Annotated in this window: 18 protein-coding genes; 10 read left to right on the forward strand and 8 right to left on the reverse strand. The window is 62.4% G+C overall.

All coding sequences use genetic code 11. The annotated features are described in order from the left end of the window. Positions 1–35: 35 nt before the first annotated feature. From panB to ACQ66M_RS03260, 3 genes are all read right to left on the reverse strand, one after another. Positions 36–872 (reverse strand): 3-methyl-2-oxobutanoate hydroxymethyltransferase, encoded by an 837-nt coding sequence (gene panB / locus ACQ66M_RS03250; RefSeq protein ID WP_350171109.1) that lies wholly within the window; start codon positions 870–872, stop codon positions 36–38. A 42-nt stretch (positions 873–914) separates the two neighbouring features. Further along, a complete protein-coding gene (locus ACQ66M_RS03255; protein ID WP_430401822.1) occupies positions 915–1277 on the reverse strand; it encodes a DUF805 domain-containing protein in 363 nt (120 codons plus the stop codon). 81 nt (positions 1278–1358) lie between these two features. After that, a complete protein-coding gene (locus ACQ66M_RS03260; protein WP_430401824.1) occupies positions 1359–1934 on the reverse strand; it encodes an NnrU family protein in 576 nt (191 codons plus the stop codon). A 208-nt stretch (positions 1935–2142) separates the two neighbouring features. Between ACQ66M_RS03260 and ACQ66M_RS03265 the strand changes: the two genes are divergently transcribed. Then, the gene (locus ACQ66M_RS03265; protein ID WP_350171106.1) at positions 2143–2961 is read left to right on the forward strand and encodes a DUF4344 domain-containing metallopeptidase; all 819 of its coding nucleotides are present in this window, start codon (positions 2143–2145) and stop codon (positions 2959–2961) included. A 79-nt stretch (positions 2962–3040) separates the two neighbouring features. After that, positions 3041–3385 carry a hypothetical protein gene (locus ACQ66M_RS03270; RefSeq protein ID WP_350171105.1) on the forward strand — a complete coding sequence of 115 codons (345 nt, stop codon included), beginning with the start codon at positions 3041–3043 and terminating at the stop codon, positions 3383–3385. A gap of 41 nt (positions 3386–3426) precedes the next feature. Here ACQ66M_RS03270 and ACQ66M_RS03275 read toward each other — a convergent pair whose 3' ends face one another. After that, complete coding sequence (locus ACQ66M_RS03275; protein WP_430401826.1) at positions 3427–6348, reverse strand: toll/interleukin-1 receptor domain-containing protein; 2922 nt, start codon at positions 6346–6348, stop codon at positions 3427–3429. Positions 6349–6497: 149 nt separating this feature from the next. On the opposite strand from ACQ66M_RS03275, the gene ACQ66M_RS03280 reads away from it, so the two are divergent. Both ACQ66M_RS03280 and ACQ66M_RS03285 read left to right on the forward strand, forming a co-directional pair. After that, positions 6498–7124 (forward strand): sulfotransferase family protein, encoded by a 627-nt coding sequence (locus tag ACQ66M_RS03280; protein WP_430401828.1) that lies wholly within the window; start codon positions 6498–6500, stop codon positions 7122–7124. An 88-nt stretch (positions 7125–7212) separates the two neighbouring features. Beyond that, positions 7213–7488, forward strand: a complete 276-nt coding sequence (locus ACQ66M_RS03285) for a PepSY domain-containing protein (protein WP_430401830.1) — start codon at positions 7213–7215, stop codon at positions 7486–7488. Here ACQ66M_RS03285 and ACQ66M_RS03290 read toward each other — a convergent pair whose 3' ends face one another. From ACQ66M_RS03290 to ACQ66M_RS03300, 3 genes are all read right to left on the reverse strand, one after another. After that, on the reverse strand, positions 7489–8661 hold the full coding sequence (locus ACQ66M_RS03290; RefSeq protein ID WP_430401832.1) for an acyl-CoA dehydrogenase family protein: 1173 nt from the start codon (positions 8659–8661) through the stop codon (positions 7489–7491). Positions 8662–8727: 66 nt separating this feature from the next. After that, a complete protein-coding gene (gene thiO, locus ACQ66M_RS03295) occupies positions 8728–9867 on the reverse strand; it encodes a glycine oxidase ThiO (RefSeq protein WP_430401834.1) in 1140 nt (379 codons plus the stop codon). Between the two features lie 39 nt (positions 9868–9906). Further along, complete coding sequence (locus ACQ66M_RS03300; protein ID WP_350171100.1) at positions 9907–10164, reverse strand: hypothetical protein; 258 nt, start codon at positions 10162–10164, stop codon at positions 9907–9909. 201 nt (positions 10165–10365) lie between these two features. Here ACQ66M_RS03300 and ACQ66M_RS03305 point away from each other — a divergent pair, with 201 nt between their 5' ends. From ACQ66M_RS03305 to ACQ66M_RS03325, 5 genes are all read left to right on the forward strand, one after another. Then, positions 10366–11427 carry an extracellular solute-binding protein gene (locus tag ACQ66M_RS03305; RefSeq protein WP_430401836.1) on the forward strand — a complete coding sequence of 354 codons (1062 nt, stop codon included), beginning with the start codon at positions 10366–10368 and terminating at the stop codon, positions 11425–11427. Between the two features lie 11 nt (positions 11428–11438). Continuing rightward, entirely contained in the window at positions 11439–13046 is a 1608-nt protein-coding gene (locus tag ACQ66M_RS03310; RefSeq protein ID WP_350171098.1) for an ABC transporter permease, read from the forward strand. Next, positions 13043–14062 (forward strand): ABC transporter ATP-binding protein, encoded by a 1020-nt coding sequence (locus ACQ66M_RS03315; RefSeq protein ID WP_430401838.1) that lies wholly within the window; start codon positions 13043–13045, stop codon positions 14060–14062. The genes ACQ66M_RS03310 and ACQ66M_RS03315 overlap by 4 nt, the downstream gene beginning before the upstream one ends. A gap of 92 nt (positions 14063–14154) precedes the next feature. After that, the gene (locus ACQ66M_RS03320) at positions 14155–15588 is read left to right on the forward strand and encodes a M48 family metalloprotease (RefSeq protein WP_430401840.1); all 1434 of its coding nucleotides are present in this window, start codon (positions 14155–14157) and stop codon (positions 15586–15588) included. A 96-nt stretch (positions 15589–15684) separates the two neighbouring features. Then, positions 15685–16428 carry a thioredoxin domain-containing protein gene (locus ACQ66M_RS03325; protein ID WP_350171095.1) on the forward strand — a complete coding sequence of 248 codons (744 nt, stop codon included), beginning with the start codon at positions 15685–15687 and terminating at the stop codon, positions 16426–16428. Here ACQ66M_RS03325 and arfB read toward each other — a convergent pair. Continuing rightward, entirely contained in the window at positions 16425–16859 is a 435-nt protein-coding gene (gene arfB, locus ACQ66M_RS03330; RefSeq protein ID WP_350171094.1) for an alternative ribosome rescue aminoacyl-tRNA hydrolase ArfB, read from the reverse strand. The genes ACQ66M_RS03325 and arfB overlap by 4 nt on opposite strands. A 104-nt stretch (positions 16860–16963) precedes the next feature. Between arfB and ACQ66M_RS03335 the strand changes: the two genes are divergently transcribed. Beyond that, positions 16964–17539: an RcnB family protein gene (locus tag ACQ66M_RS03335; protein ID WP_430401842.1), complete on the forward strand. Its 576-nt coding sequence runs from the start codon at positions 16964–16966 to the stop codon at positions 17537–17539. Positions 17540–17752: the final 213 nt, after the last annotated feature.

Raw genomic sequence — 17752 nt, forward strand, 5'->3', positions numbered from 1 at the left:
GGAACCTAGACGGGCGTTGCCCACGCTGCAACGTGTCAGCGCTGTTCCGGCTCAGGTTTTCGCAGGGCATAGGTCTCGGCGGCGGCCGGGAACTGGCGGGAGCGGACATCTTCGGCATAGCTTGCCGTCGCTTCGCTGATCTGGGTGCTAAGATCGGCATAGCGGCGCACGAATTTCGGCGTCCAGTCGAACAGGCCCAGCATGTCATGTGTCACGAGGATCTGGCCGTCACAGGCGGCGGATGCGCCAATGCCAATGGTCGGGCAGCCCACTTCGGCCGTAATCTCGGCCGCAAGGTCTTCAGCCACGCCCTCAATGACAATCGCGAAGGCCCCGGCCTCATCCGCCGCGCGGGCTTCGGCGATCACGCGTTCACGCTCGCCGGTCGTGCGGCCCTTCGCGCGGAAACCGCCATCGACATTGATTGCCTGCGGGCGCAGGCCGATATGGCCCATGACCGGTACGCCGCGTTCCACTAGGTGGGCAATCTGGCCCGCCGCATAGGTACCGCTTTCGATCTTGATCGCATGGCAGCCGGTTTCCTTCATGATGCGTGCGGCATTCAGGAAGGCGGAATCATTATTCGTCTCGTAGGAACCAAACGGCATGTCGACGACGACAAAGGCCTGTTCGGCGCCGCGCATCACCGCCTGGCCATGCAGGATCATCATCTCCATCGTCACGCCAACGGTCGATGGCAGGCCATGCACAACCATGCCCACGCTGTCGCCCACCAGCAGCACATCGCAATGCGGGTCCAGCAGGCGCGCGGTTGGCGCGTCATAGGCCGTCAGGCAGACGAGCGGGGTCTTGCCCTTGGCGGCGGCAATATCCTTGACGGTCTTGCGGCGGGTTTCGGTTTGTTTCGACATGGGCCGCGACTTAACCTGACCGCGCCGTGACGGCAAGCTGGCTCACGCTTTGCGGGGTTCCGGGCCAAATCGGTTGGTGCGGGTCGTTCCCGGCTGGCAGGCCAGGTAGATCTTGTAGATCGGGATCAGCACCATCAGGCCGCTCTGGTCGATATCGTGCATCCGCCGGATGCTGATACCGATGCCCGGCACCAGCAGGGCAAGGCTCACCAACAGCCCGACCAGGCTGAATATCGCGCCCAGGTACGGGATCATGGCCAGGATATTGAAGCCCAGGTAAATCAACAAGGCAATGGAGACATAGTGCCAGAAATCCCGCCGGCTGGTCCGGCCTTCAAAGTCGGCATACTGCTTCATTACCGTGTCGACGAACACGCTCAGCGCATGGTTGAAATCATAAGTCATGTGCAAATCACTCCCTGAAACGCCTGTGCGCTGCACCGGCAATAGCGGTAATAGGTTTGCGGATCGTTGCGCTCGCGCGCCTTACATGACCGCCACACCGAACAGGATCGGGTGCAGCCACAGCAGGATGGCCATATAGAGGCCGAGCCCCACTACAACCGCGCCGATATCGGATGCCACAGCGATTTTGGCATCCGGGCCGGGGCCATTGTCGCCGCGCTTCTTCACTACAATCCGGTCGATCACCGCATAGGCCAAGAAGCTGCCGAACAGGATGACCGAGTTGATTTCACCATTCGCCAGCAAATGCCCGAAGGCCCACAGCTTCACCGCAATCAGCATTGGGTGCTTCACGGCCTTCTTGATGGCGCCAGTCGGCATTTGCGAGGCCACCAGCAGGATCAGCGCCGGCAGCATCAGCGCCAGGTTCACATGCCGGCCCCAGCCGGGCGCGACATACAGGATGCCCGCATCGCGCGACGCGCCAAAGCCCCAGCAGATCAGGACAAATCCGGCCAGCGAGACAAGGCTGTAGAGCCCCATATACGGCCCGTAGCCCAGTTTCGTCTTGATATCCCGGTCCGGCTCGCGCGACCGGAAGGTGGTAAACAGGTGGGCCCCGAAAAAGATCACGAGGCCGAGGATCAGATAAAGCATGGACGTGCCCTCCCAAGGCTTCAGGTCTGAAGACCGTTAGACTGAACCATAGGCGGTTCCGGACAAAACGAATAGCACGAACACGAAAGCACTCAACGAAACCGCGCGTTCGGGCGGCTTGTCCAGACACGGATCGTGTGACAGCATGATACTCAGGATCAGGTGTCTGTTCGACAGCCGGTCTCATTCTTGAAATCTGGTGATCCCGATGATTCGCACGCTGACCCTCGCTTTGATCGTTTTCCTCGTGTCTTCTGCAATGGCAGGTCGCGCCAGCAGCGACCAGCAGGACACCTTGGCAACAGAGGAGACCGAACGGTTCGTCCAGGGCTTCGTGCGGTTCATGGCCTATCACGAGGCTGGCCATCTTCTGATGCAGCAGCTTGAAGGCCTGCACAGCGACCCTGACTGGACCCAACAGGATCTGGAAGCCTATGCCGATCAGTTTGCTATGGTCCTGATGGAACCCGATCCAGGCGATGAAGACGGCATGAGCGAAATCATCAGCGCGTCTCTCGGGTGGCTGCAGGTCAACAAGGCTATCGCGGAGAATGACCCGCACGCCCCGCCCCATGAACGTGCAATGGACATTATCTGCCTGATGTACGGCAGCGATACGCAGGGATTTTCCGAGTTTCGCGAATACACGCGACCTGAGGACGATTGTGCAGAGCGCTATAACAGCATCGAACAGCAGGTTGAGACCGTGTTCCGCAATCACAGTGAAGCGCAGGGTTTCGAAATCGACATCATTCTTGACGAGCCAGCGTCCGACATGATTCCGGCGCGCGAATTTCTCGACGCAACCGGCCTCCTCTACGATCTCAAGGATGACATTGAGGCTGATTTTTTCCTCACGGACCGCACGACAATCCGGTCCACAAACTGCACCGGCAGGGCTGAGCCCAATCAGTTTTATTTTGATACCCATCGCGGTCAGACGGTCGACGATGACCATTATATCATCACGATTTGCTACGAGCTGATTGCCAAGCGGCTGAATTACGGGACGCAAGGCTTGGATTGATCTGGCGCGCTGCAATCGCTTTCCAGATTCGCAGATCGGTGTATCGTGTCTTCGGGACGCAACATGAAAGGCTTTTCCAATGCGCATTCTCAGCAAAACGTTGATCTCGAGTTCCGTATTCCTTGTCGTCGCCGCTGGCGGCATCGCCCAGGCTTCACCGGACATGGACGCTGACGACGCGATGGCTGAGGCCGCGTTCGAAGAAGCTGATGAAGATTTCGATATGGAGATGCAGGACGCCGGGGAGTCAGTCGGCGACACGGGCTGCGAGGACGAAGCAGATTGTGAAGCTGACGACGCAGCTGAGGCCGAAGAGGCTGCCCCGGCCAGCGCCGACGGCGAAACTCTGCCTGAACCGGGCAGCACGACCGAAGGCGGCGGCGGTGGCAGCGCAGATCCTGGTGGTCGGCCTGTCAAGGACTGATCAGCGCGATCAAGGCGCGGCGGCCTGCCACGGCGCGCGGATCAGTCGTCGGCCGGCAGGCCAGCCATCTGGCGAATGGCAGCGATAGACGCGATTCCTTCAACACCGTCACATACATCGCGTCCGGCCACCGGCCACTCGGACTCGAGAAGCTGGTCCGCCGCAATCTCCACATCGGAAAAGCGCCGGCCTGTGGCGCCGAGAAGCTGCGTGCACGCATCTGCCGCCAGCCTGTCCCAGGCCTGAGTTTGCCGCGTGACATCCCATAGATTCACATTTCCGTCGGCACTTGCCGTGACCAGCTGCCGGCCATCTGCGGAATAGGCGACGCTATGAACATCGTTGGCATGTCCCTGAAGGCTCACGAGCAGTCGTCCGTCATGGGCGTCCCAGATATTCGCTGTCTGGTCCTGGTTTGCCGTCGCGACACGCGCACCATCACGCGAAAACCGTACGCCCCAGACCCGCCCCTTGAACGCAGACAGTGTGGCCAGGACGCGCGTGTCGCTGGTATTCCATATCCGGGCTGTTCCGTCATCGCTACCGGTCACGACACGTTTGCCATCAGGTGAGAAATCGGCTGCAGCAACACTCCCGGCATGGCCTTCAAGCGACGCGGTCAGTCTGCCATCGGCCGCGTCCCAGATCTTTGCGGTCGCATCGTGCCCTGCGGTCACGATCTGGAGCGAGTCCGCAGAAAACTCGGCGCCGCGCACGAACCCCGAATGGCCCCGCAGGGTTCTCAGGAGCGCGCCAGAGCCGGCATCCCATATGCGCGCTGTTCGATCGGCCCCCGCTGTCACGATCAGGTTTCCACCCGGCGCATAGGACGCACTCGCAACCCAACCCTCATGTCCTTTGAGGTTTGCAACGATCCGGTCATTTCGCCAGTCCCAGATCTTGCTGGTACCATCGCGGCTTGCCGAGACGAGCCGCTCACCGTCCGGCGAGAATGCCAGACCGGATACCGTGTCCGAATGGCCCTCGAGAACGCTCAGGACACGGTGTGTTCCTGTATCCCACACCTGCACGGTGCCACTCGCACCCGCCATCGCCATGTGCTGTCCATCCCGCGAAAGTTCTGCATAGGAAACTGCGCCCAGGCCGCCTTCGAAGCTGGCAATCAGGTGACCGGATGTCCGCCACAGTTTCGCGGTCGAATCGCGCCCTGCAGTCAGGATATGATTCCCATCGGGCGAGAACACACCGACCCAGAGCTTGTCCGAATGACCCATGAGCGTCCGCGTCGGCTTACCCGTGATCGTATTCCATAGGACGGCGGTGGCGTCCTCGCTGGTCGAGAGCACACCTGATCCGTCTGGCGAAAACGCGATGTCCCAGACAGCCCTCCTGTGACCTGCAAGGTCGGCCCGAAGCATGCCGTCATCCGCGTCCCAGAGTTTCGCCGTGGAATCCCTGCTTGCAGTGGCGACGGTGGCGTCATCCGGCGAGAAGGCAGCCTTGTAGACCGCGTCCTCATGTCCGGTCAGTACGGAGAGAACTTTCCCGTCATGTACATCCCAGACGATCGCCGTGTGGTCCTGGCTGGCCGTCACGACCCTCTGCCCGTCATGAGAATAGGCGGCGCCGTAGATGGCCGCCTCGTGGCCGATCAGTTCCCTGATCAGGTTTCCTGAACCTGAATCCCATATTCTTGCGATGCCATCGAGATGGGCAGAAAGGATCTGCCCGCCACCTGGCGAGAACACGGCAGACCATACCGGGTCTCGCCCCATTCCCAGTTGCGCGAGCTGCTCACCCGTCGCCGCATCCCAGATACGCGCGGTCCCGTCATCGCTTGCCGATACGACGCGGCGGCTGTCAGGAGAAAAGCTGGCAGAATTTATTGCGCTTTCATGCCCGTCAATCTCCGCCAGACGCGCAAAGGACATTCGATCCCATACGATGGCACTGCCGTCGCCAGAGCTCGTCACGATCCTGTTCCCGTCCGGAGAAAAGGCGGCAAAATTTACCCTGTCTGCATGGCCGCTGAGCGTCCCGAGCAAACGTCCATCGTCTGTGTTCCAGACTTTGGCGGTCCGGTCGCTGCTCGTCGTCACAACGGCTGCCCCTTCCGGAGAGAATGCGGCATGATAGACAAACCCGTCATGCAGAAGCGGCGGCTGGCTCTCGCCCGCCTCGAACATCACCGCGCCCAGAACCGAATGGTACACCCTGGCATTCCTGGGCGACAACTGCATGCCGGCCAGCGCATAGCGTGCAGCTGTAACCGTGTCACGGTCTGCAAGCTTCTGCCAGGCACGTTCGGCGAAAAATGCAGCGAGATTGTCATGCGCTGCCCTCTCGTTTTTCCGGGCTTCCAGCCCCAGGAGCACGGCGGTCGCCGCAAGGGCTGCGAACACAGCCGCCAGGACCGAAACACCGCCAAGCAGAAGCCGCGATCGCGCGTCAGCTCGCCTGCGGTCACGCTGCCACAGGTCATCAAAGTCCACGTCAAGCAGGCCGGCGGCCAGCCTCGCGCACGCGCGTGAGCCTCCATCCTTGCGCACATCAAGGCCCAGCGGCTCGATCGGCAGATCACCCGGATCAAGCGGGTTTGCAGCCCGACGAAGTGCCGGAGGAAAGCATTCAGTCTCCGGATCACCGGAATTCGGGATGCCATCGATGATAAAGGCGAAAATCTTTCCGCCGCGGCCGGATTTTCGGAAATGTTCTATCTCGGCAGACACCCATTGCGACTTTGCAGACCTCGGAGAGCAGATAACGATCATGCTTTCCGAACGATCGATCGATTTTTGCACGATACTGGCAATGTCCGACGCGGCAGCCATTTCCTCATCGTCGCGGAAAAAGCGTCCCAGCCTGCCGCTGCCGGGTTCACCTGGCAGGATTCCGGACGGGACGCGATAGGTTTCAAGCCAGCGATGGAGGCGCCGTCCCCACACCTCGTCCTGCTGGGAATAGCTGATGAAGGCGCGGTAGGTTCTGCCTCCTGTTTCCATCTGATATCCCCGGCGGCACCCAGGCCGGAGCCGAGCCTAGTCTGAACCCTGGTAATGTGGAAGCCATACACGTCGAAACCGCTTGATCTGACCGTCCTATGGCGTAGCCTGCTTGCAGGGGCCCGTCATAGGGCGTGGGAGGGACACATATGACACTATCCGTATTCAGCGCCGGTTTCGGGCGTACAGGCACAATGTCGCTGAAACTGGCGCTCGAACAGCTCGGTCAGGGCCGATGCCATCACATGATCGAAGTCATCGAGAACGGCGCCGTTCAGGTGCCACTCTGGAATGACGCGCTGGCTGGCAATCCGGATTTCGGCGCAATCTATGACGGTTACAATTCTGCGGTGGACTGGCCGTCAGCCGCCTTCTGGAAAGAACTGGCAGCGGCTTACCCTGACGCGAAGATCATCCTCTCCACCCGCTCGGCCGAAAGCTGGCATGACAGCATCTCCGAAACCATCCTCGCAACCGTGTGGGCGCCCGAAAAATGGCCGGCGCAGGCGGTCGACTGGTTTCGTATGGTGACAAAAGTGCTCGAACGCAGCTTCGGCGAGGCGAAGGACAGGGACAGCCTCATCGCCGTGTTCAACGCGCACGAAGCTGCCGTGAAGGCTGCCATCCCTTCAGAACGCCTGCTGGTACACTCGGCAAAGGATGGCTGGGAACCGCTCTGCGCCTTTCTCGGCGTTCCAGTGCCTGAAGGCCCCTATCCGCGAACCAACAGCAAGGAAGAATTCTTCGACCACATGAAGAAGGCTGATGATCTGTAACGTCCCCAGCGGGGGACGCGTTCAGCGCGCATTCAGCCTGCCACTTTTAGCGTGTCCTCGTGTCGGATATGACAGGAGGACTTGAAGAATGCGCATTGCAGCCATGATCGCCGTTGCCGCCCTCGCCCTGCCGGGAGCGTCTTTCGCAGATGATGCCTACGCTGATGACGACCGCGCATCAGACAATTGCATCGCGCACGACTATGCCCTGGACATTGCCTATCAGCATGGCCTGGTAAGGGTCGACAAGCTCGAACGCGATGATGACCAGTGGGAAATCGAAGGCGATGACGCAAGCGGCCAGGAGATCGAGATCGACATCAGCTGCGAAGCCGAAGTTCTGGAAGTCGAGTACGACGACTGATCAGTAACTCTTTGGCAGGCCCAGGACGCGTTCGGCGATGAAGTTGAGGATCATCTCACGGCTGACCGGGGCAATCCGCGCCAGCATGGCTTCGCGCATCATTCGCTCAACATGGTATTCCTTGGCATAGCCCATGCCGCCATGCGTCAGCACCGCTGTCTCGCACGCCGTGAAGCCAGCCTCCGTACCAAGATATTTCGCCGCGTTCGCCTCGGCGCCGCACTCCTGGCCTGCATCGAACAGGGACGCGGCCTTGTACGCCATCAGTTCCGCCGCCGACAGCTCGGCCCAGCTGCGCGCCAGCGGGTGCTGGATGCCCTGGTTCTGGCCGATGGGCCGTCCGAACACGACGCGCTCCTGGGCATAGCGTGCGGCCCGTTCCAGCGCGGCAAAGCCGAGGCCCACACTTTCCACGGCAAACAGCACGCGCTCCGGGTTCAGCCCCTGCAACAGGTATTTGAAGCCCGCACCTTCCTCGCCGATCAGGTGTTCCTTGGGCACTTCCAGCCCGTCAATGAACAGCGTGTTGCACTCGACCGCCTTGCGACCCATTTTCGGGATCGGGTTTGCCTCGATCTTCCCCCGATCAAGGTCGGTATAGAACAGCGACAGGCCAAGGTGCGGCTTGGCGCACTGGTCCTTCGGCGTGGTGCGCGCGATGATCAGGATCTTGTCGGCGCGCTGGGCGCCCGTCGTCCAGATCTTGCGGCCATTGATGACATAGCCATTGTTCGTGCGCTCTGCCTTGGTTTCCAGTGAGGCCGTGTCGAGGCCGGAGTTCGGCTCGGTCACGGCAAAGCACATCTTCTCCTGGCCCGAGATGATCTTGGGCAGGTTTTCCTGCTTCTGTTCCTCGGTGCCGAATTTCTCCAGCGGCTTGGGACCAAAGATATTGAGGTGGATCGCCGACGCGCCGGAATAGCCTGCGCCGGAACGCGTGACCGTCTGCATCATCAGCGCCGCTTCCGTGAGGCCAAGGCCCGCACCGCCATATTCTTCCGGAAACGCGATGCCCAGCCAGCCGCCCTTGGCCATCGCGTCGCAAAATGCTTCGGGCCAGTCGCCCGTCTCGTCCGTCTTGCCCCAGTATTCGTCGTCAAAGGGCGCAATCGTCCTGGCGACAGCGTCCTTGATGGCCATCTGGTCTTCGCTCATCGGGGCAATCTGGTGCATGTGTTTCCTCCTGCGTGGAAGGAGACTTAGGCCTCAGGCGCGCTCGCGTCCAGCGAGGTCCCGGCGTCAGGCCGTCGCAGCCGCAAACCGGGCCGGACTGAACGCCTCGGCCAGCGCGCTGGTTTTCCCGTCCAGTATCATGTCCGCCATGATCTGCGCCGTGACCGGCGCCAGCAGGATACCGTTGCGGTAATGGCCCGCTGCAATCAGGGCACCGGTCTGCCCAAGGGGGCCGATCATCGGTGCATGGTCAGGCGTGCCCGGGCGAATCCCGCGCCATGCCTCGATGATCGTGGCACGCTTCAGCATGGGGCAGAGGGCCTGCGCTGCCGCTTCAAGCCGGCGGATCGCCTCCCAGTCGATCTGCGTGCGTGTTTCGCCCGGCTCCACACTTGCGCCAACCACCACGCGCCCCGCCTTGGGCACGATATAGAGCGCGCCGCAGCGCAGCGTCATGACCGGCCCGTCGGGCAGGTGATTGAAGGCCAGCATATGCCCGGCCACCGGCTCTATTTCCCGCAGTACGGGGGCAATCTCGCCCAGCGCACTGCCGCCCGCCACCACACGGGCCGTTTCCCATCCGGCGGCAAGGACCACGCGGTCAAACCCGTCGAGCACAATCTTCCCCTGAGCCAGGTCCAGCGGCGCGGTTCCTTTGACGAACGCAACCTGTTCGTGCTGTTCCAGCGCCCGGATCAGCGCGTCAACCAGCAGCCGGTTATCGACCTGCCCGTCTGTCGGCAATCGCAGCGCGCCCCTGTTGCCGGCGCGCAGGCATGGCTCGGCCTCCACTGCTTCTGCGGGCGACAGCACGTCAAAGGCGACATGTCGCGCCGTCAGCGCCTTGGCAAGGCCCGCCATCCGGGTCTGGTCGTCGGCAGTCTGCGCCACAGCCAGCGATGGCCCGATTGCGTGCAGCACGTCACGCTTCGTCGCGGCCCGAATGGTGGCGGACATGGCGCTCCACTGGCGGGCACTTTCAATGCACAGGTCAAAGAGTTTCGGGTTCGCGCCCGGTTCGCCAGCCGCCTCATAGGCCGGGGCCAGCATGCCCGCAGCCGCCCAGCTCGCGCCCCGCCCCGGATGGAATCCGGAATCATACAGCGTGACTTGTGCGCCTCTCCTGGCCAGCTCCCACGCGCAGGTCAGGCCGATAATGCCGGCGCCAATGATGGCGACGCGCGGGGCGGAAAGGCTCGTAGTCATGCCGGTTGTTTACGCCACGCAGGCGCGGCGCGAAACGCCCTAGACTGCCGCAGCCTGCAGTTTCTGGTCTTCCCAGAAATCCAGGAAGGCATCCGCCCATGTCCGGTCCTGGAAGATCAGGCGCTTGCTGACGCGTCCGTTCGGCTTGAAAGCTGTCCGCACCATAATGTCCGGCGCATCCGCCTCAGGCGCCACATCGTCTGAATCCAGAAGGCTGACAAAGAAATCGACCGCCTTTTCCCACAGAACCTCTTCTTCTGGCGTCCCCAGATCAAGGTCGACTATTACATCACACATCCCACCCACCCCTGTTATTCTACCGGAGTTAACCTCTTGTTTACCCCCGAATGGCCGCGTCGCGTAGCCCCATTCGGCGAAAAACCGCATTATTCGGGGCCGGTGTGCAAGTTTTGGGCAAAAGGTCGCTCCCATCCGTTGTTGCGATCCATTCTCAATTGTGTTTGATAGGCGCAAGTCAGACAAGGACAGCGCAAGCTCATGAAAATCCCGACCCTTCTCGCCGCCGCTCTCATCCTGGCAGCATGCGGCAAGCCGGCCGCGCCAGAAGCGACGCAGGCGGAAACTGCAGCCGAACCGACAGTTCAGGATACCGGCGCGCTGAACGTCTATTCCGCGCGCCACTATGATTCCGACAAGCTGATGTATGATGCGTTCGAGAAGGACACCGGCATCCGCGTCCGCTTCCGCGAATCCGGCGCGCCCGAGCTGATCGAGACGATGAAAGCCGAAGGCGAGGCCAGCCCGGCAGATGTCATCATCGCGTCCGATGCCGGCACACTCTTCCGCTTCCAGGATGCCGGTTTCACCCAAGGCGTCCAGTCAGACGCGCTTGAGGCGGCCATTCCGGAACATTTCCGCGAACCCGGCGGCAACTGGTTCGGCCTCGCCAGGCGCGCCCGGGTCATCGTCTATGATCCGGCCCGCCTGCAGCCGGAAGAGGTCGACCAGTATGCTGATCTCGCCAATGGCAGGCTGCAGGGCGAAATCTGCATGCGGTCCAGCTCGAACATCTACAACCTCTCCCTGATGGGCGAATTCATCGGGCGCTGGGGATCGGATGAGGCCGCCGCGTGGGCCCGCAACGTGGTCGCCAATTTTGCCCGCCAGCCACAGGGCGGTGACACGACACAGATCCAGTCCATTGCAGCAGGCGAATGCTCTGCCGCCCTGATCAATCATTATTACTGGGTACGCCTGTCGACCGGTTCCGATGCCGACAGGGCCACCGCTGCAAAGACCCGGCTTTCCTTCCCGGAACAGGATGATGTCGGCACGCATGTCAACGTAACCGCCGCGGCCGTCGCTGCTCATGCACCCAACAAGGACAATGCCGTGCGCTTCATCGAATGGCTCGCCACGCCGCAGGGCCAGCAGATGCTGACCACCGAGACCAAGGAATTCCCGATGGTCGCCGGTGTGCCGCTTCCTGAAGGCCTCGCCGCCCTGCCGGACTTCAAACAGAGTGACTTTCCGCTCGAACAGCTCGGCCAGAACCAGAGCGAGGCCCAGGAGATCTATGACCGGGCCGGCTGGAACTGATCCATTTGGCCTTGTCCTTTCCCCTCCGCAGCCTTGCCATCCGCGCAAGTGACGGGCCCGCCTTTCTGGCGGGCCTTGTCATTGCCGTGCCGGTTGCCGCGACGCTGATCGCAGGGCTGGTCTTTGGCGGCGGTGAAACCTGGAACCATATCCGCGACACGCTTCTGGCCGGCTATTTCCTTGGCACAGTTGGCATGCTGGTCCTCACTGGCCTGCTCATCCTAGCCCTCGCCGTGCCGGCGGCCTGGCTGGTGACCATGTACCGCTTTCCCGGCCGGGGCCTGTTCGAATGGCTGCTTATCCTGCCGCTCGCCGCGCCCGGCTATGTTCTCGCTTATGCCTATGGCGACCTGATGGGGGTCGGCGGGCCGATACAGGCCGCGCTGCGCAATGCCACCGGCTGGTCGGCGCGCGACTACTGGTTCCCGGACATTCACTCCCTGCCCGGCCTCGCTTTCGTGCTGGCCCTCACCCTCTATCCCTATGTCTACCTCACCGCCCGCGCCGCCTTCATCTCGCAATCGGTCTGCTCGCTCGAGGCCGCGCGCAGCCTTGGCGCCAGCGCCGCGCGCCGCTTCTGGACTGTCGCCCTGCCCGCTGCACGCCCTGTCATCGCCGCCGGCCTTGCCCTCTCACTGATGGAAGCGGCTGCCGACTATGGCGCTGCTGAATATCTCGGCGTTCCGACCCTGACCTATGGCATCGTGCGCGCCTGGACGAGTTTCGGCGAACCGGCCACCGCCGCCCGTCTCGCCCTCGTCCTTCTTACGCTTGTCCTCGGTCTTGTCCTGTTCGAACGCTGGAGCCGGGGCCGGCGCGGCACGGCGCAAAGCTCGCGCCGCTGGCGTGAAGTATCGCGCACCGCCCTCTCACCCCTGCGCGCCGCCGCCGCGACCACGCTTTGCACCGCCATCTTCACCACCGCCTTCGGCCTTCCCGTCGCCCGCCTCATCTGGCGCAGTCTTGAGGCCCGCGAGGCGGTCGCGCCAGTTGGACAGGCGCTCGTCAATACGCTGATCCTGGCCGGATCGGGCGCTGCGCTCGCCTTCGTGCTGGCGCTTGTGATTGCACTGTCCCAGCGTGCCGACGGGCCGCTGCCGCGCTTTGCCCGCCTCTCGGCCTCTTCGGGATACGCCATACCCGGCGCCGTGCTTGCCATGGGCGCCCTCGTCGTCCTCGGCCTCCTGCCCTTCACCCTGACTGGCGGTGTCGCCCTGATGGCCCTCGCATGGGTTTATGCCAGTCGGTTCACCGCAGCCGGGGCCGAGCCCATGGTTGCCGCGCTTGGCCGGGCGCCTGCATCCCTCGGCCAGGCCGCCGGCAGCCTCGGTGCCTCGCCGCTGCGCCGCGCCCGTGACGTCGACCTGCCGATTGCGCTGTCGGGTGCCACGGCCGGCGCGCTGATCCTGTTCGTGGAATCGCTGAAGGAACTGCCCGCCACACTGATGCTGCGCCCGTTCAACTGGGATACGCTGTCGGTGCGCGCCCATGCCTATGCGACGGATGAGCGCCTCGCGGCGGCCGCCCTTCCGGCACTGCTGATCACGCTGGCCGGCCTTGCCCCCGTCATCTACCTGTCGTGGCGCCTGTCGCGCGCCCGCCCCGGAGCCCCCTTATGACCCCCGCCCCTACCCTCCTGTCGGCACGGGGTGTCAGCCGCCTGTATGACGGCCTTGCCGTCGTGTCCGGCGTCTCGCTGGACCTGGCGCCGGGCGCCATCACCGCCTTGCTGGGCGGGTCCGGCGCAGGCAAGTCGACCCTGCTGCGCCTGTTCGCCGGACTGGAACCTGTTGACGCAGGCGACGTGCGCCTGGGCGACCTTGTCCTGTCTGATGCCAGCCACACACTGCCCCCTGAAAAGCGTCATATCGGACTCATTTTCCAGGATTTTGCCCTCTTTCCGCATCTGACAGCCCTGCAGAATACCGCCTTCGGTCTCGCCCACCTGCCAAGGAGCGAAGCCCGCGCCATCGCCGCCCAATGGCTTTCACGTCTCGGTCTTGGCGCCCGCAGCGGGGCCTATCCACACGAATTGTCGGGCGGCGAGCAGCAGCGCGTCGCCATCGCCCGCGCCCTGGCCCCCAAACCCGCCGCGATCCTGATGGACGAACCGTTTTCCGGCCTCGATCCTTCGCTGCGCGGCAGCGTGCGCGAAGCGGCACTGAACGCAGTGCGCGAAGCCGGCGTCCCGGCGCTACTCGTCACCCATGATCCGTCCGAGGCGCTTGAATGCGCTGACCATATCGCGATCATGAAATCAGGCCGCATCCTGCAGCAGGGACTGGCAAGTGACGTCTATCTCAAGCCCCAGGACGCCGATATCGCGGCAGCCCTCGGACCGGTCAATCGCCTCAGCGGGCGGGACGTTCCGGCCGGCCTCCTGCCCCGGTCCGTTGCACCGGATGCTACCATCGTGATCCGCCCCGAAGGCCTGATCCCCGACGTGACGGCGCCCGTTCGCGCGAAAATCGTCTCCAGCCATCTCACAGGTCCCATGACACGCCTGGTGCTGGATATTGGCGACTTGCGGCTCACCTCGCTCGTGCCACGCGGGCTTGCGCCTGCCGCCGGAACCGAAACCGGCATCCAGGTCGACCCCGAACTCGTGTTCATCTTCGCGTCAGGTGATTCCTGACATTTGTGTCATGGATGTTGCTGCCCCCTCGCCAATACCGGCGCGGCTGCCTAAGTTCAGGGGATTGGTGCCACCAAGAGGAGACGCCCCACATGGCGCGACACGTCCTGCGTCTTGCTGTCTCGGCCATTGCGGCTGCGGCATTTGCCTTCACGGCGTCCGCGCAAGGCCTTATCCGCGATGCGGAGATAGAGGAAATCCTGCGTGAGTGGACCGACCCGATCCTCGAAGTTGCTGGCCTGGAGCCTGCCGATGTCGGCTTTTATATCATCAATGATTCCAGCCTGAACGCCTTCGTGGCAAACGGCCAGAACATCCATCTCCATACCGGCCTGATCATCGCGGCTGATTCGCCTGCACAGATCAAGGGCGTGATCGCCCACGAAACCTGCCATATTGCGTGCGGCCACACCGTCACGCGCCAGCGCGCCGCCCAGGTCGCCTCGCGCCCGGCGCTGATTTCGATTGGCCTCGGCATACTCGCCATCGCCGCGGGTGAAGGCGGCGCAGGCGCGGCCCTGATCGGAAGCTCGCAGCAATTTGCAGCGCTCAACTTCTTCGTCCACACGCGGTCCGAGGAATCCATGGCCGACGCGGCCGCTGTCGAGTATCTCAGCCAGTTGAACCAGTCGACGGGCGGTATCGTCGAATTCTTCGAGAAGTTCCGGTATCAGGAAGTGCTCTCCAGTGCCCGCCGCTACCCCTATTTTCGCACGCACCCACTGGCATCAGACCGCATCCGTGCCGTGCGCAGGCTGGCCGAACAGTCAGGCCTGGTCAACCAGCCGCCGACCGGGCGCGAACAGCTTCAGTACGACATGATGCGCGCCAAGCTGATCGGCTTTCTCGATACGGCCAACAAGGTGCGCAATGAGTATCCCGCCAGCGATGTCAGCGCGCCCGCACGCTATGCCCGCGCGATTGCCGCCATGCAGGCATCAGACATTGATGTCTCCCTCAGGGAGGTCGATGCCCTGCTGGACGAACAGCCGGACAATCCGTTTTTCCACGAACTGAAAGGCCAGATCCTGTTCGAAAGCGGCCGCACGGCGGAATCCGTCGCGCCCCATGCACGCTCGCTCAAGCTGAAGCCGGGCCAGCCCCTGCTGCTGATCAACTATGCCCGTTCGCTCAATGCACGCGACGAGGCGGGTGATGTGGAACTGGCCGAAACGGCCCTGCGTGACGCGCTGATTGTCGAACCCGAAAACGCATTCGCCTGGGCCCAGCTTGCCATCACGCTCGAGAAGCAGGGCCGGCGCGCCGAGGCGCAGCTTGCCACGGCAGAATCAGCCTATGCCATCGGTGACATCGTCCGGGCAAACGCCTTTGCCTACCGCGCGGTGGAACAGCTGGAACGCGGCACGACGACCTACCGGCGCGCCGATGACATCCTCCTCATCACCGACCCGAACAATCCCGACAATCGCGACTTCTACAACCGCGCCAATCGTGGCCCGCGCTTTTCGGTCCAGACCGGCGGGCGCGAGATGCCTTTCGGGGACTTCACAAGGACCGGCCCCTGATCAACTTTCTGTCAGGAGTGATGGACGCCCCGCAGCCGGGTCGTATACATGTCCCCTGGCAAAGCCCTCTGATCGAGCATTGAAAAGGCCCTTGAAATGATACGCAAACTGTTCACCGCAGCGGCGATGACCGCCATTGCCCTGACACCAGCCTGCGCGCAGGATTCCCCTTCGGCCGGGATGGACCGGGCCGAAGTCGAAGGGATCGTTCGCGAATACATCATGGCCAATCCCGAAATTATCGAAGACGCGCTTATCGCACTCAGCGAGAAGCAGCGCGCCGAGGCGGCCGATGCCGTGAAAGTGGCGATCAGGACGGAAAAAGACAGACTCTACAACCTGGCCAGCGACTATTTTGTCGGGCCGGCCGACGCCGAAGTGACAGTCGTCGAATTCTTCGATTACCGCTGCGGCTATTGCAAGCGTTCGGTCGACACGATCCAGGCCCTGCCAGCGCAGTATGACGGCAAGGTCCGCGTCGTGTTCAAGGAATTGCCGATCTTTGGCGGCATCAGCGAAACCGCAGCACTGGCCGCGCTCGCTGCTGGCAAGCAGGACAAGTACAATGAGATGCACATCGCGCTCATGGAGGTTAAGTCCAATGACGACCTGACCGAGAAGCGCATCGATTCCATCGCCGAATCGATTGGCATCAGCGTTCAGAAAATGCGCGCCGACATGAAATCCATGGAAATCCAGAAACAGCTGGCTGACATGAAGGACCTCGGCCGCACGCTCAATGTCGGCGGCACACCCGGTTTCTTCGTGGGTGAAACGCATATTGAAGGCGCGGACATGGCCAAGCTCGACGCTGCGATCAAGGCAGAGCTTGAAAGCTAGTCGTCAGTCTCGACGCTGCCTCGCAGCGACTTGATTTCGCCCCGCCGCTTCTTTGACGCGATCCTGCGGCGCACACTGCCCGCCGTGGGACGTGTCGCGACCCGGCGCTTCGGCCGGACTGACGCTTTCAGGATCATTTGCGCCAGGCGCTTGCGGGCCGCCTCACGGTTCAGGACCTGGCTGCGATGTTCGCTCGCTTCGAGGATCAGGCGTCCGTCATTCGTGATGCGGCTTGCATAAAGCCTTGAAAACCGGGCCTTGATCTCCGGCGGCAGCGATGAAGCCTCGACATTCCACGTCAGCTGCACCGCCGACGACACCTTGTTGACGTTCTGTCCGCCTGGCCCTGACGCGCGCACAAAGGCTTCGCTCAGTTCCCACGCAGGAACCGTCAACTCGCCTGATACACGAAGATCGCCGAAGTCTGACATGGGCTTCCCTTAACATGGCGTTCAGGTGGAGTTCAGCCCGCAACCGTTAAAACTTGCTTCAGGTTCGCACACATGTGCGACGATCCTCAGGAGGCTTGAACGCCATGAAACTGTTGAAAAACCTTTCCCGCCTGCTGGTTGCCGCAGCAACCATCGGCCTGATGGCGGCCCCCATTGCCAGCGCCGATCAGGGACGCCGTGGTGACAATCACCGTGGCGGAGACTATTCACGCGGCCATCATGACCGGGGGGCCAATCGCGGCCATGACCGTCGCAATGACTATCGCCGCGGCGACCGCCGCAGCGATTACCGTGGCAAGCATGATCGCCGCCACGAATATCGCGGCAAGCACGAGCGCCGTGACGCCTATCGTCATCACAACAAGCATCGCTATTATAGCCCGCCGCGTTCGCGCGCCCATTATGCGCCGCCCCGGCGCTACTACGCGCCGCGCCATTATGCCCCGCCGCGTCACTACGTGCCGCGCTACGCTGTCGGCGGTTATTACCGCCCGCACGGCCACACGGTCTATATCCGCGATTACCACCGCTACGGCCTCTATGACCCGCCACGTGGTTACTACTGGGCCCGTGATTATGACCGGGGAGACGCGATTCTCGCCTCTGTCGCCACCGGGGCCATTATTGGACTCGCCATTGGCGTGATCGCGACAGACTAGGCCAGACGCCTGATTTTCAAGCATTTGAATAGCGCCCGGACTCCCCGTCCGGGCGTTTTTCATATCGAACACCAAAAGATCACCTCAAAGGCGTCATGTTTACTTTTAATTGGCGCAAATCATGCTTAACTTCCTCTCGTCCGGGATGGTCCTGGACAAAGTCCGTGCAAGCAGCACGTTTGAAAGGAGGTGATCCATGTCGAGTGAGAAACC

The organism is Hyphomonas sp. (assembly GCF_965284475.1).
In the GTDB taxonomy this organism is placed as follows: Bacteria; Pseudomonadota; Alphaproteobacteria; order Caulobacterales; family Hyphomonadaceae; genus Hyphomonas.

Coding starts and splice junctions, on each gene's coding strand:
- ACQ66M_RS03255 (WP_430401822.1), bottom strand. CDS start 1,277: ATGACTTATGATTTCAACCATGCGCTGAGCGTGTTCGTCGACACGGTA.
- panB (WP_350171109.1), bottom strand. CDS start 872: ATGTCGAAACAAACCGAAACCCGCCGCAAGACCGTCAAGGATATTGCC.
- ACQ66M_RS03300 (WP_350171100.1), bottom strand. CDS start 10,164: ATGTGTGATGTAATAGTCGACCTTGATCTGGGGACGCCAGAAGAAGAG.
- ACQ66M_RS03265 (WP_350171106.1), top strand. CDS start 2,143: ATGATTCGCACGCTGACCCTCGCTTTGATCGTTTTCCTCGTGTCTTCT.
- ACQ66M_RS03325 (WP_350171095.1), top strand. CDS start 15,685: ATGATACGCAAACTGTTCACCGCAGCGGCGATGACCGCCATTGCCCTG.
- ACQ66M_RS03270 (WP_350171105.1), top strand. CDS start 3,041: ATGCGCATTCTCAGCAAAACGTTGATCTCGAGTTCCGTATTCCTTGTC.
- ACQ66M_RS03260 (WP_430401824.1), bottom strand. CDS start 1,934: ATGCTTTATCTGATCCTCGGCCTCGTGATCTTTTTCGGGGCCCACCTG.
- ACQ66M_RS03290 (WP_430401832.1), bottom strand. CDS start 8,661: ATGCACCAGATTGCCCCGATGAGCGAAGACCAGATGGCCATCAAGGAC.
- ACQ66M_RS03280 (WP_430401828.1), top strand. CDS start 6,498: ATGACACTATCCGTATTCAGCGCCGGTTTCGGGCGTACAGGCACAATG.
- thiO (WP_430401834.1), bottom strand. CDS start 9,867: ATGACTACGAGCCTTTCCGCCCCGCGCGTCGCCATCATTGGCGCCGGC.
- ACQ66M_RS03285 (WP_430401830.1), top strand. CDS start 7,213: ATGCGCATTGCAGCCATGATCGCCGTTGCCGCCCTCGCCCTGCCGGGA.
- ACQ66M_RS03305 (WP_430401836.1), top strand. CDS start 10,366: ATGAAAATCCCGACCCTTCTCGCCGCCGCTCTCATCCTGGCAGCATGC.
- ACQ66M_RS03315 (WP_430401838.1), top strand. CDS start 13,043: ATGACCCCCGCCCCTACCCTCCTGTCGGCACGGGGTGTCAGCCGCCTG.
- ACQ66M_RS03335 (WP_430401842.1), top strand. CDS start 16,964: ATGAAACTGTTGAAAAACCTTTCCCGCCTGCTGGTTGCCGCAGCAACC.
- ACQ66M_RS03275 (WP_430401826.1), bottom strand. CDS start 6,348: ATGGAAACAGGAGGCAGAACCTACCGCGCCTTCATCAGCTATTCCCAG.
- arfB (WP_350171094.1), bottom strand. CDS start 16,859: ATGTCAGACTTCGGCGATCTTCGTGTATCAGGCGAGTTGACGGTTCCT.
- ACQ66M_RS03320 (WP_430401840.1), top strand. CDS start 14,155: ATGGCGCGACACGTCCTGCGTCTTGCTGTCTCGGCCATTGCGGCTGCG.